The sequence below is a fragment of the Achromobacter sp. SD115 genome (assembly GCF_017355315.1).
Lineage (GTDB): Bacteria > Pseudomonadota > Gammaproteobacteria > Burkholderiales > Burkholderiaceae_B > Achromobacter > Achromobacter xylosoxidans_B.
The window spans coordinates 41,369-54,177 of record NZ_JADIJM010000005.1; the positions used below are offsets into that span (position 1 = coordinate 41,369).

A 12,809-nucleotide genomic window follows, 5' to 3' on the forward strand; every position below is an offset into this window, starting at 1 on the left:
TGGCGTCCGGCTGGCGCGGCGCGTGACTGCCGCGCCGCGATCACTTCTGCGCGTACGTCACGCCTTTCAGGCGGATCATGCCGTCAGGATAGGGAGTGAAGCCCTTGACCTTCTTGGCCATGGCGAAGGGCCAGGGCTGGTAGTAGTTATACACCCCGGGCAATTCGTCCTGGATGATGGTCTGCGCCTGGTCGTAGACCGCCTTGCGCTTGGTTTCGTCCGGCACGGTGCGGGCTTCGTTCAGCAGTTTGTCCACTTCCGGGTTGCAATAGTGGCCGTCGTTCAGCGCGCCCTTGCAGGTGACGAAAGCGTGGATGTTGCCGTCCGGATCGACCCGGCCCGACCAGCCCAGCATCACGACCTGGAAGTTGCCGCCGGCCGATTCCTTCTGCAGGGCCGCGTACTCGGTCGGGCGCAAGGACAGGTCGAAGCCCGCCTCGGACGCCATGGCCTGCACGATCTCGGCGATCGACGAAGTCGTAGTGTTGTTGCCGAACATGACCTCGGCCTTCACGCGGTCGAAGCCCGCCTGCTTGAGCAGCGCCTTCGCCTTGGCAACGTCGCGCTGGGTCGGCGGGAACTTGTCGCTGTGGTAGGGGCTGGCGGGCGGGAACGGCTGCTGCGCGGGATCGAAGATGCCGCCGCCGGCCACTTCGCTGATGGCCTTGCGGTCGATGGCGTACTGGAACGCCTGGCGCACCAGCTTGTTCTTGAACGGGTTGTCTTCGGCGCGCTTGCCGTTGGCCACGTTGAACATGAATTGCTGGAAGCCCAGGCCGGCAATCGGCGCGAAGGTCAGGCTGGCGTCGCTCTTGACCTGCGGCACGTCGGAGGGATTCAGGCGTTCCAGCATGTCCAGGTCGCCGGCGCGCAGGTTGGACAGGCGCACGGTGGTGTCCGGAATCGGCAGGAAGGTCACGCGCTTGAAGGCGAAGTCCTTGGCGTCGTAGTACTGGTCGAATTTCTCCAGCACGATGCGGTCGTTCTGGATGCGTTCGACGAACTTGTAGGGACCGGAGCAGACCGGCTTGCGGCCCACGGCGGCGACGTCGTCGCTGAAGGTCTTGGGCGACAGCATCATGCCGGCGCGGTCCGACAGTTGCGCCAGCAAGGTGGCGTCGGGTTTCTTGAGCGTCAGCACCAGCGTGGTGGCGTCAGGCGCATCGACCTTCTCCACTGAGGCCAGCTCGCCCTTGCGCAGGCTGTCCGGCAGGGACATGGCGCGTTCCAGGTTGGCCTTGGCCGCGGCGGCGTCGAACTTGGAGCCGTCATGGAACAGCGCGTCCGCGCGCAGCTTGAAGGTCAGCACCTTGTTGTCGGGGCTGAACGACCACGAGGTGGCCAGTTGCGGCACGAAGTGCAGCTTGGGATCGATGTCAACCAGCTTGTCGCACAGCGAGGTGAAGACGATGCGGCCCACATAGGTGCGCGCGCGGTGCGGGTCCAGCACGTCCGGATCTTCCTGCAGGCCGATCCGGATGTTCTGGGCGCTAGCCGCGCCGGCGGCCAGCGCCAGCAAGCTGGCGCCGAAGGTCAAGGTCAAGCGTTTCATTGTGTTTTTTCCCCTTGAGGCTGCAATACTGGGTGTTTAGAAGCCGACCGCCTGACCGTCGCGCCGGCTGTCGCTGGCGGCGACGTAGCCAAGCTCGTTGTCGTTTTCGGACATGCGCCAGATGAACTGGCCCGCGCCGAAATCCATGTACGGATCGTCGACCGACTTCAAAGCATGTCCGAGGTCTTTCAGGCCCGCAATGGTAGAAGCCCTCATATTGGTCTCGATGTCCAGCGTGAAATCGCGGTTGACCTTCCAGCGCGGGGCGCAGCAGGCGGCCTGCGGGTTCTGGTGGTAGTCCAGCATGCGCACCACGGTCTGCATGTGGCCTTGCGGCTGCATGTCGCCACCCATCACGCCAAAGCTCATGACCGGCTTGCCGCCGCGGGTCAGGAAGCCCGGGATGATGGTGTGGAAGGGACGCTTGCCGCCTTCGACCACGTTGGCCGACTTCGGATCCATCGAGAAGCCCACGCCGCGGTTCTGCATGCTGATGCCGGTGCCCGGCACCACCACGCCCGAACCGAAGCCCATGTAGTTGGACTGGATGAACGAGATCATCATGCCGTTCTCGTCGGCGGCGGTCAGGTAGATGGTGCCGCCGGCGTGCGGACGGCCCGCCTCGAAATGGGTGGCGCGGTCCAGGCGGATCAGCTTGGCGCGGCTGTCCAGGTAGGCGTCGGACAGCATCTGCTCCGGCATCACCTGCATGGAGCGCGGGTCGGCCACATACTTGTACAGGTCGGCAAAGGCCAGCTTCATGGCTTCGATCTGGATGTGCTGCGATTGCACCGAGTCCACCGGGATGTCGGCCATGTCGAAGCGTTCGACGATGCCCAGCGCGATCAGCGCGGCGATGCCCTGCCCGTTGGGCGGGATCTCATGCAGCTCGTAGCCGCGGTAGGACTTGGAGATGGGCTTGACCCATTCCGGGCGGTAGTTGCGCAGGTCTTCCAGCGTCATGGCGCCGCCGCATTCCTGGCTGAAGGCGGCGATGCGTTCGGCCAGTTCGCCTTCGTAGAAGTCGCGGCCCTTGGACGCGGCGATGCGGCGCAGCGTGTTGGCGGCGTCCGGGAAGCGGAAGTGTTCGCCGACCTTGGGCGCGCGGCCTTCGGGCAGGAAGGCCTGGGCATAGCCCGGCTGCGATTTCAGTTCCTCGGCCGCGGCGGCCCACTTGTGCGCCACCACCGGCGGCACGGCATAGCCGCGCTCGGCGATCTCGATGGCGGGTTCGAACAGCTGGTCAAACGGCAGTTTGCCCAGTTTTTCATGCAGCGCGGCCCAGCCGGCCACCACGCCCGGCACCGTCACGGCGTCCCAGCCGCGCTTGGGCTGGATCGCCAGGCCGTCGGCGCCCACGCCGTGCTTGCGCTTGAAGTATTCGGTGCTCCAGGCCGCCGGGGCCACGCCCGACGAGTTCAGGCCGTGCAATTCCTTGCCGTCCCAGACGATGGCGAAACAGTCGCCGCCCAGGCCGCAGGACACGGGTTCGACCAGGACGATGGTGGCGGCCGCGGCGATGGCGGCGTCCACGGCGTTACCGCCCTTGAGCAACATGCGCAGCCCCGCCTGCGCCGCCAGCGGATGCGATGTGGACACCACATTGCGGGCGAACAGCGGAATGCGGACGGAAGGATACGGGTTGCCCCAGTCGAAGGATTTCATGGCGCTAGTCTCATAACGGGTAAGCGGCCGAAGTTACTCCCGTGCTTTAATTAAATCAATTTGAAATTTTGTTCCGTCATAAAAGAGATTTTTGTGAGTACCATCCGCTTTCTGCGCACTTTCCTGGCGGTCGCGCACCACGGTTCCTTCTCTGAAGCGGCCGAACAGGTGGCGCTGACCCAGGCCGCCGTCAGCTTCCAGATGCGTTCCCTCGAAGCGGAACTGGGCCGCGAGCTCTTCGACCGTAGCGGCCGGCTCGCCATCCTGAACGCCGCCGGCCGGGAATTGCTTCCGGAAATCAAGCACTTGCTGGATCTTTACGACCGCATGCGGCTGCCGCGCACGGTGCCCGGCGAACTGGCCGGATCGGTCTCCGTGGGCAGCATCGTGTCCTGCATGGGCACCCTGTCCAAGGTCGTGTCCGGCATGAAGAAGCAGCACCCCAAGCTGGACGTGCGCATCCTGTCGGGCAAGGCCAGCGAGCTGGCGGGCAAGGTCGAGGACGGCGAGCTGGACGCGGCCTTCCTGGTGGAAGCCGGACGCAAGATGGCCAGCACGCGCTGGACCGCACTATATGAAGAGCAGCTGGTGGTGATCGCGCCGTGCTCGGCGCCCGGCGCGGACGCGCGCCAGGTGCTGGCGCAGAACCCCTTCCTGCGTTTTGACCGCACCCAGCGCACCGGCCTGCAGATAGACCGGCTGCTGCGGCGGCTGGGCGTGCCGCTGAACGAATTCCTGGAACTCAACGCCATCGAGACGCTGGTCGAGCTGGTGCGCCAGGAGGTGGGCGTGACGCTGCTGCCGTTGATCAACGGCTCCAATTGGCAGCACAGCCCGGAACTGCGGATTCTCACCCTGCCGCAGGACCTGGGGCCGATGTCGCGCGCCATCGGCATGCTGGAGCGGCGCGAGCATGCGCGCCAGGGCATCACGGCGGCGATCTGCGAAGCGTGCGCCCAGGCCTTCCAGGCGCGCGAACCGCAGACCGCCGCCTGAGGCTTACTGCGCCATCGCCGGGTCCGTCACCGAGGCACGGCCGGTTTCGACGCGGCCGGCAAAGCGGCGCAGGTAGGCCGGGTCTTCGGCCAGGCGCACGGTGAAGTCGTACCAGCCCTGGCTACCTTGCAGCGCCCAGTGCTGTTCGACCTGGCCGCCCGCGGGCACCGTGAACTTCCAGCGCTCGTGGTTGGCGTAGTAGGCGTTGGGCGCGACTTCGAAGGTGCAGGGAGCCTTGCCGCCATTGATGAAGCTGACGTAGACGTCGCCCTTGGCGATTTCGTAGCAAACGCGGATCTCCGGCGCCAGCGCCGACGTGCGGGCCAGGGCCAGGTCGCCCGTGAAATGGCGGTGGTAGCCGTTGGGACCCAGCACCCACAGGTCGTACTTGCCGCCGTCGGCCGCTGTGTCCCAGCTGCCTTCCAGCTGCTTGTCCGGCTCCACCGTGTAGCGGCGCGGCAAGCGGTCCAAATGCAGGCGGTCATAGACGTGGAACACCGCCGCCTGCTTGCCCGTGTTGGAAAACACCAGGCGCATGGCGCCCGTGTCGGGCTGGGCGCGGCCGCTGGTGTGCAGTTCGTAGGGCAAGGCGCGGGAATAGCGCACGCCCTGCTCCTGCACCGGCTTGGCCTGGGTGCTGGGATCCGGCAGCGGCACGGCTTTCAGCGCTTCCTGCGCGCTGCGCTCGCTGTCCGAGCCCGCGCGGGTCAGCAGATTCAGGTCGGGCAGCTTCTCGTTGTTGGGCGTGGCGAAGTTGAAGGCCGAGGTCAGGTCGCCCAGCACCGCGCGGCGCCAGGGGCTGATGTTGTCTTCGGCCACGCCGAAGCGGGCTTCCAGGAAACGCAGCACCGAGGTGTGATCGAAGGCCTGGGAATTGACCCAGCCGCCGCGGCTCCAGGGCGACACCACATACATGGGTACGCGCGGGCCGGGACCGTAGACGCGGTCGTCGGCGGCGTCCTGGGCGGAGGCGTGGGTATGGCGCTCCAGATCGGTGTTGACGGTGGAAGCGCCGGCCATGGAACCGTCCGCGTTCAGCGAGGGCGCGGCGGGCGGCGGCAGGTGGTCGAAGTAGCCGTCGTTCTCGTCAAAGTTGATCAGGAGCACGGTCTTGCTCCAGACCTCGGGGTTGGCCGTCAGCGCGTCCAGCGTTTCCTGGATGTACCAGGCGCCCTGGATCGGGCTAGACGGGCCGGGGTGCTCCGAATACGTGGCGGGAGCCACGATCCACGACACCTGCGGCAGCGTGCCGTTGACCGCGTCTTCGCGCAGCGCCTTCAGGAAGCCGCCGTCGGGCATGGTGTTGGCCGTGCCCTTGTACAGCGGGTTGGCGCCGTCCATCGAAGGCGTCCAGGCCGGGTACGGCGCGCCGTTGGCGCTGTTGCCAGCCAGTTCGTTGGCGCGGCGGTACTGCTTGAAGCCGGCCAGCGGGTTGTCGCCGAAGTTCTCGGGCAGGTTCTGGTAGACCTTCCAGCTCACGCCCGCTTCCTGCAGGCGCTCGGGATAGGTCTTCCAGGTCCAGCCGGTGGACGAGGCGCCCAGGCTGTCCCACTGGTTGCGGGTCGAGGGGCCATTGCCCAAGGACAGCGGATCGTTGGTGCCGGTCCAGTGGAACAGGCGGTTGGTGTTGGTGCCGCCGTGGGTGGAGCAGTGGTAGGCATCGCACAGCGTGAAGGCTTCGGCCAGCGCGAACTGGAACTCGACCTCCTTCTTCTTGTAGTAGCCCATGGACTGGTTCTGCTTGTAGCGCGGCCAGTGGTCCATGCGGCCGCCGTCCCAGGCCATCTGCGCGTCCATGTAGTCGTGCGGCGTGCCGGCCACGCGCTGGGCGTTGCCCTGGGTGCTGTCCAGGTGGTACGGCATCACCACGCGGGTGCCGTTGCTCTGCTCCCAGACCGAGCGCTTTTCGGGCAGAGGGATGGTGATGCGGTCGCCGAAGCCGCGCACGCCCTTGAACGTGCCGAAGTACATGTCGAACGAGCGGTTTTCCTGCATCAGGATGACCACGTGCTCGACGTCGTTGATGGTGCCGGTGCGGTTGTTGGCGGGAATGGCCAGCGCGCGGCGGATCGCCGGCGGGAACATCGACAGCGCGGTCAGGCCTGCGGTCGAGGCGGCCGCGTTGCGCAAGAAGCGGCGCTTGCCGGCGTGGACCTGGTCTTTATCGAACGTCACGGATTCTATTCCTATGGATCGGGTGGGAACGCGGCTCACGGCGCGCAACGCAATTCGGGTTTGGTCGGCTCGGGCTTCGGCGTCTCGGGCTGGCCGGTGCCGGGGTCCTTGCCGCCGTCGCTGTCGCCGTCATCGCCGCCGCAGGCGGCCAGCGTGGCGCTCAGCATCAGCACCGCGCCCAGGCGCAGGAAACCGCGCAAGATCATGGACATGCTCATTTTTTTATCCTCGGGACATCAGGGAAACAGTTCGGAAACGGACTTGCCGGACAGGGCGAGCGACTTCACTTCAGCTTCGGTGAGCGCGCGCGACCAGTAGGCCAGGTCGTCGAAATACATCGTGTAGGGACCCTTGGTGCCGGCGCAGCAGACGCCATAGGTGCCGCGTCCGTCTTCATTCAGGCCGATGTGCGGCCCGTAGACGCCGGCGATCTTGGTCAGGTCGACCGAACCGGTGCCGATGGTGCGTTGCGAGAAGCCCAGTTCGCTGTCGTAGACGGAAGCCGTCAGGGTCTTGGCCGTCTTGTTCACGGTCATCGCGACATACACGGGCTTGTTCGGCGTGAACTTGACGTTGTTGATGTCGACCCGCGAGCCGCCGCCGGCCAAGTTGAAGTACAGCACCGGGCCCGCCCATTGGGCGATGGTGATGCCGGGGTTGCCGCCCGAGTTGTAGTCCTTGTTGCCCAGGATGGAACGGTCGTTGGCGGTGCCGTCGGACTGGTACCAGAAGCCGATGGTGAAGGCCTGGGCCGCGTCCAGCATGCCTGCCGGGTAGTCCAGCTTGAAGCCGCCCAGGGCCGCCGCGCTGCGGTCATTCTTGAACATCTTGCCGAACACGCCCGTATCGGCGTAGGCCGGCGCTTGCGTGCCGTCGAACGGCGTGATCGCCCCGCCGCCCGCGGCGACGTCGGTCATATTGCCTTCGAACGGGAACAGCATCGTCAGGCCGGTGCGCAGCGAAGCCAGCAGCGGCAGCGGCTTGGTGTAGGCCACCGTTGTGCGCGCGGCGCTGACCGCGTTGCCCACAGCGACGCTGTAGCTCAGCGTGTGCACGCCTTCGGTCTCGAACTTGAAGCCCTTGTCGACGTACTCGGCGGCCGTGCCGGGCACGCGCGCGATTTCCGCGCCGTCGCGGCTGATCACGATGTCGCCGGCGGGTTCGCCCACGCGCACCCAGCTCAAGGTCACGCTCTTGTTGTCGGTCGAGGTACGGGCGGCGGTGTGGCGCAGCGCCAGCTTGCCGGCCAGCGAGGTGCCCGCCATGTCGTAGTTGGCGGCGGCCGGCAGCGCTTTCAGATGATCCAGCACCGTCGGCGCCACGTCGGCCGCGCTGGGCAGCGCGTACCAGTTGTTGTCCCACAGACCGTCGAACGAAGCGTCGTCGGCGCTGCCGCCCAGCAGCGCGGGCTGGTTCGCGGCCAGCAGGATGGTCTTGTTTGAGGACATGGGACGGCCATCGCTGGCGCCGGTCTTGCCCAGGCCGTGGCTGGAAGCCACGATCACCAGCCACTTTTCGCCCGGATGCTCCGCCTTGCGGTCGGCGATCTGCTTGGCCAGCACGCCGATGGCCGCGTCGGCCTGGCGGATCGCGCCGTCATAGGCCGAGCCGAAGCCGTTCTCCGAGGCCACGCGTTCCGGCGCGCCGAACTGCGCCACCACCACGTCGTAGCCTTCGGTAATGCGGTCGCGCGCCTGGGCGGCGACGCAATCGTCCGCGCCGGCACAGTCGGTCAGCGATTGCAGATAGCCTGCGTCGCGCTGGCCGGCGATGAGCCCGGCCAGCACCGTCGAATTGAAGGCAGCGGCGCTGCGCGCCTCGGGACGCGCCTGCTTGACGCGCTGGAACAGGGTCGGCGTTTGCAGCGTCTCGCCCTGCACGCTGTAGCGCACGCCGTGCTGGTCGGCCCATTGGCCGGTCAACAAGGTCGCCCAGCCCGGCGCCAGCAGCGTCGGCTGCTGCGTGGGCGCGTCCGTCACGCCGCCGGTCCAGGCGCGCGTGGCGTTGAGTTGCGCCATGTTCGGCAGGGACTTGTCGGCCACGCCGCGGCGCATCGCGTCATAGGTCAGGCCGTCGACGCCGATGAACAGCACCTTGTCGGCGGGCGTCGGATCCGGCTGGGTCACCGGCGGCTGGGTCGGCGGGGCTTCGGTGTCGTCGTCATCGTCGCTGCCGCCGCAGCCCGCGAGGGCGCTGGTCGCCAGCAAGGCCGCGCACCATCTTCTCCAATTCAATGCTTGCATGCTTCTCTTCTCTTGTCATGAACAGGGTTTTACGCTGGGGCACATGATGGCCAGCAAAGGTGAAAGCCCCGTGAAGCGAAGAGAAGAAAGCCTGATCGACGGATCAGGATTCTTTTGCGCGGAATGCGCAAAAAAATAGCGGCTGCCCGAAGGAAGCCGCCCCGCAGCCAGAGGCAGGCCGCGAACCTAGGCGCCGATCTTGACACCGGTCAGATAGCCCACCGACGCGCCGAAGCCGTCCTTGTAGTTGGCCTTGACCAGGGGTTCCAGCGTGGGCCGCACCACCGAGTGCACGCTTTGCCAGTCGGCCGCGTGCTGGAAGTTGCTGGTGATGTAGGTCCAGCCGTTGATCTCGTCCACCGCCTGCAAGCCGGTCGATTCCGCGGCCACCGGGCAGGACAGCAGGCGCGACAGCTGCTTGGTGTCGACGTTGTAGGCCCACAGGAAGTTGTTGACGTGGCCGCCGCTGTCCTCGCCCACGAACAGCGTGCGCAGCTTCTCCGAGAACTTGAGGTTGTCGGGGTTGGAGATCTTGTCGGCGGCGTGGGTGTTGCCCAGCGCGTCGCGCGCCGCCAGCACTACGCCTACCAGTTCCGGCACCGCCGCCATGTCCACCGGCACCCAGGCGCTGTCGATCGCCTTGCCCTCGGTGTCGACCTGGCCTTCCTTCATGTGCAGCTGGTAGACCGCGCCGGCCGCCGGGCCTTCCACCTTGAAGCCGGGCGACAAGCCGTCGGTCATCGAGCTGTCCACGCGCGACATCGCGCTGTAGGCGATCTTATCCTTGACGTTGACGGTGGTGCCCTCCATCTTGGAGAAGGCCAGCGTGCCGCCGACCATGGCGGCGTAGCGGTGGGTTTCAAGGAAGGCCCCTGCCACGTTGCGGCCGGGCTGCAGCTTGACCCAGTTGTCCTTGCCGGAATAGCGGATCTTGGTGAAGGCGGCATCCAGCGGATCGGCGGTGCGCACGTCCATGATGTCGGCGGCGCTCAACTGGTCGGCCAGCGCCTGCACTTCGGCGCTGGTGGCGTGGCCCAGCTTGATCCAGCTCAGCGTGCCAGCACCCGGGCCGGCACCCGAAGTCTGCGTCCATTTGGCGACATACAGCGTGCCGGAAGAAAGATCGGCCTTGCGGTCGGCCACGAACATGAACAGGCCGCCGTTGGTGGCGTCGTCGCCCATCAGCGCGGTGCGCTGGTCGGGCATGACCTGCACCAGTTCATGCGAGATGCGGCCCATGCAATAGTGCTTCTTGATGGTGCCGGTGCCGTCCGGGTTGACGGTGACTTCGGGCATGTGGCCGTAGTGGTAAGGATTGGCCTTGGCCGGATCGCCGTAGAGATTCTGGCTGTAGGCCTGGAACGAGGTCGAAGCCTTGGCCGTGGTGGCGTCGGGCTCGTATTCTTCGCTGGACAGGTGGGTGTTCCAGGGCGACAGGCTGGCGCCACAGGTGATCCACAGGCCGTGCACCGACGAGGTGTCCACAGTGTGGTACTTGACCAGGCTGAGCTTGCCCGTGTTGGGGTCCTGCGACAGCGTCAGCACCGCGATCTGCGACGGCAGCAGGCCATACATGTCCTTGCCGGCCTGGTCCATGGACTGGTATTCGAACTGCACCACTGCGTACAGCGCGTTGCCGGCCACGCCAGCCACCTTGGTCGGCTCCGACAAGGACAGCAGCGACATGCCGTCCGGACAATTCGAGAAAAACTGCCGCGCCTTGGCGGGCACCGAGTTGTCGACGATGGGCGCGCCCGCCAGGTTGTAGTAGCCGCCGGCGATGACGTTGCCGCCCTTGCCGTCCGGCACGGGGTCGCCCGTCATGAAGAAAGGCTCGTAGCCCAATTCGACGCTGCGTTTGGAGCCGTCGCTGAAGGTCAGTTCCAGCGCCGAGGCGACCGTGGTGCGCGCCATCAATTCCGGCTGGGACAGCGAAGGCGCGGCCATGGAGGTGAAGGCGGCGGACTTGAAAGTGACCGGCGTGACGGGCGGCGCGCTGTCGTCATCGTCATCATCGCTGGAATTACAGCCGGCCAGCAGCGCGGCCAGGCTGACGCCGCCGATCGGCAGCATCGGCGCGCCTCCCAGCATTTTCAGGAGTCGGCGGCGATTGGCTTGGTTCAGGTCTTGCATGCGGGTGTTCCCTGTTGGAGAGGAGGTCTGCCCGGCTTGGACATCCGGACTTGAGCGCATGCTAGACACGGGGCATGTACGAACGATGACAGGCAGCCGCGGCTGCCGAGGCCTGCGCGGATGCCGCAGGCCATCGCAAGCCTGTCATGTAGCAACGCTATAGTCGGCCGCGTCGCAACCCGCCCTGCCCACTCGTTCCATGCCCCTGTCCCTGCGCCCGACCCTGCCCGCCGCGTTCCGCGTACTTGCCGTGTTGGCCTTGGCCGCCGGCCTGGGCGTGTGGGCGTCGATCCTGCTCGCGCCGAAGGCTGGCGCCTTGCCTCCCGCGGTCTCGGCAGCTGCGCCGCGCGCCGCGGACAACACACCGGTCGCGTTGTGGTTCGGCAAGGACGAGGCCATGCGCACGCAGATCACCGTGCTGGGCGTGATCGCTGCAGGCGCCGACGGCGCCGCCGTGCTCAGCATCGACGGCGGTCCGCCGCTGGCCTGGCGCACGGGCGGCGAAGTGGCCCCCGGCATCGTGCTGCGCGAGGTCGCCGCGGACGCGGTGACGGTGGAACAGGCCGGGCGCGCCAGCCGCCTGCCCGCCCCGGCCGCCCTGCCCGCGCCTGCCGGCATATCGCGCGAAAAATAGGCATCGCCGCGCTCGCGGCGATGCATGCCCTGCGCGCGGTACGCGCCTGCGCGGATTTGGCGGCGCCGTGAGTATTGCTGTCATATTTCATGTCCACAATCCTCCGCTTCTACTGAGAGACCGGAGTCATCAAGTGCGTCAGCTACCGCGCGGGCTTGCCCGCCAGCAAGGTTTCACCCTGATCGAGATCATGGTGGTGATTGTGATCATGGGGATACTTGCGGCGCTGATCGTGCCCCGCGTGTTGGACCGCCCCGACCAGGCGCGCCAGGTCGCCGCGCGCCAGGACATCGCCGGCATCATGCAGGCGCTGAAGCTGTATCGCTTGGACAACGGCCGCTACCCCAACACCGCGCAGGGCTTGCGCGCGCTGGTGCAGAAACCCGACGGCGCGACCAACTGGCGCGGTTACCTGGACAAGTTGCCCAACGATCCCTGGGGCCATCCCTATCAATACCTGAGCCCTGGCGTCAAAGGCGATATCGATGTGTTCTCGTTCGGCGCCGACAACAAGCCCGGCGGAGAAAGCGGCGATGCCGACATCGGTTCCTGGGAACTCTGAGCGCGGCTTCACGCTGGTCGAAGTGCTGGTGGTGCTGGTGATCGTGGCGATCGCGGCCAGCATGGTGAGCCTGTCCGTGGGCCGCGGCGAGAACAGGCTGCGCGGCGACGCCCAGCGCCTGGCCGACGCCTTCACCGTGGCCCAGAGCGAGGCGCGCAGCGACGGCCGCGCCATCCGCTGGCTGGCCAACAGCCAAGGCTGGTCCTTCGAACGCCAGGGACGGCTGCCGGGCCTGAGCGCCGAGGAAGACCGGCCCCTGCCTCCGGACCGGCTGGAACGCGACGAGGTGCTGCGCCCGCAAGCATGGTCGGCTGCGCCGGTAGCGCTGCGGCTCGATCCGGACCGGCCGCTGGTGTTCAACACGGAATGGGTCGCCGCGCCCATCACGCTGACGTTGAGCGCGGGGGATGCCCGCGTCACTTTGCAGCGCGACGCCGCGGGCCGCTATGAAATTCAATGAACCGCCCCGCCCGCCTGATCGGCAGCGCGGATTCACGCTGATCGAAGTGCTGGTGGCCCTGGCCATCATCGCCGTCGCCATGGGCGCCGCCCTGCGCGCGACCGGGATCATGGCGGAGAACAACCGCGCCCTGCAGGACAAGACGCTGGCGCTGCTGGCCGCGCAGAACGCGCTGACCCAGCTGCGGCTGGAGCAGACCCTGCCGCGCGCGGGCACGCGCAGCGCGCCCTGTCCGCAAGGCGGCCGGGCCCTGCAATGCGAGATGGAGTTTACGAATTCGATGAACCGCAGCTTCCGCCAAGTATCGGTCAAGGTGCGCCATGCCGCCGGTCCGCAGGCGGACACCGTACTGCTGCAGCTCGACGGCCTCCTGTCCAGTCTGCGATAGC

General features: G+C 66.8%; 11 protein-coding genes. 5 read left to right on the forward strand and 6 right to left on the reverse strand.

Going from position 1 to position 12,809, the window contains the following annotated elements; translation table 11 throughout:
• Positions 1-40: 40 nt before the first annotated feature.
• Both IPU70_RS08810 and ggt read right to left on the reverse strand, forming a co-directional pair.
• Positions 41-1,552, reverse strand: a complete 1,512-nt coding sequence (locus IPU70_RS08810) for an ABC transporter substrate-binding protein (protein WP_207466574.1) — start codon at positions 1,550-1,552, stop codon at positions 41-43.
• Positions 1,553-1,588: 36 nt separating this feature from the next.
• Positions 1,589-3,217: a gamma-glutamyltransferase gene (ggt, locus tag IPU70_RS08815; protein ID WP_207466575.1), complete on the reverse strand. Its 1,629-nt coding sequence runs from the start codon at positions 3,215-3,217 to the stop codon at positions 1,589-1,591.
• 93 nt (positions 3,218-3,310) lie between these two features.
• On the opposite strand from ggt, the gene IPU70_RS08820 reads away from it, so the two are divergent.
• Entirely contained in the window at positions 3,311-4,213 is a 903-nt protein-coding gene (locus IPU70_RS08820; RefSeq protein ID WP_207466576.1) for a LysR family transcriptional regulator, read from the forward strand.
• 3 nt (positions 4,214-4,216) lie between these two features.
• On the opposite strand, the gene IPU70_RS08825 is transcribed toward IPU70_RS08820, so the two are convergent.
• The 4 genes from IPU70_RS08825 to IPU70_RS08840 form a co-directional block, all read right to left on the reverse strand.
• Positions 4,217-6,388 carry a phosphocholine-specific phospholipase C gene (locus IPU70_RS08825; RefSeq protein ID WP_207466577.1) on the reverse strand — a complete coding sequence of 724 codons (2,172 nt, stop codon included), beginning with the start codon at positions 6,386-6,388 and terminating at the stop codon, positions 4,217-4,219.
• Between the two features lie 35 nt (positions 6,389-6,423).
• Positions 6,424-6,606, reverse strand: coding sequence for a hypothetical protein (locus IPU70_RS08830; protein WP_013393312.1), 183 nt, complete (start codon positions 6,604-6,606; stop codon positions 6,424-6,426).
• A gap of 18 nt (positions 6,607-6,624) precedes the next feature.
• Entirely contained in the window at positions 6,625-8,631 is a 2,007-nt protein-coding gene (locus tag IPU70_RS08835) for an alkaline phosphatase family protein (protein ID WP_207466578.1), read from the reverse strand.
• 186 nt (positions 8,632-8,817) lie between these two features.
• Entirely contained in the window at positions 8,818-10,764 is a 1,947-nt protein-coding gene (locus IPU70_RS08840) for a PhoX family phosphatase (protein WP_207466579.1), read from the reverse strand.
• Positions 10,765-10,963: 199 nt separating this feature from the next.
• Between IPU70_RS08840 and IPU70_RS08845 the strand changes: the two genes are divergently transcribed.
• From IPU70_RS08845 to gspI, 4 genes are all read left to right on the forward strand, one after another.
• A complete protein-coding gene (locus IPU70_RS08845) occupies positions 10,964-11,398 on the forward strand; it encodes a general secretion pathway protein GspC (RefSeq protein WP_207466581.1) in 435 nt (144 codons plus the stop codon).
• A 133-nt stretch (positions 11,399-11,531) separates the two neighbouring features.
• Positions 11,532-11,960, forward strand: a complete 429-nt coding sequence (gene gspG, locus IPU70_RS08850; protein ID WP_013393308.1) for a type II secretion system major pseudopilin GspG — start codon at positions 11,532-11,534, stop codon at positions 11,958-11,960.
• Positions 11,932-12,420: a type II secretion system minor pseudopilin GspH gene (gene gspH / locus IPU70_RS08855; protein ID WP_207466583.1), complete on the forward strand. Its 489-nt coding sequence runs from the start codon at positions 11,932-11,934 to the stop codon at positions 12,418-12,420. The genes gspG and gspH overlap by 29 nt, the downstream gene beginning before the upstream one ends.
• Positions 12,407-12,808: a type II secretion system minor pseudopilin GspI gene (gene gspI / locus IPU70_RS08860; RefSeq protein ID WP_207466584.1), complete on the forward strand. Its 402-nt coding sequence runs from the start codon at positions 12,407-12,409 to the stop codon at positions 12,806-12,808. Before gspH ends, gspI begins: the two co-directional genes overlap by 14 nt.
• Position 12,809 lies beyond the last annotated feature (1 nt).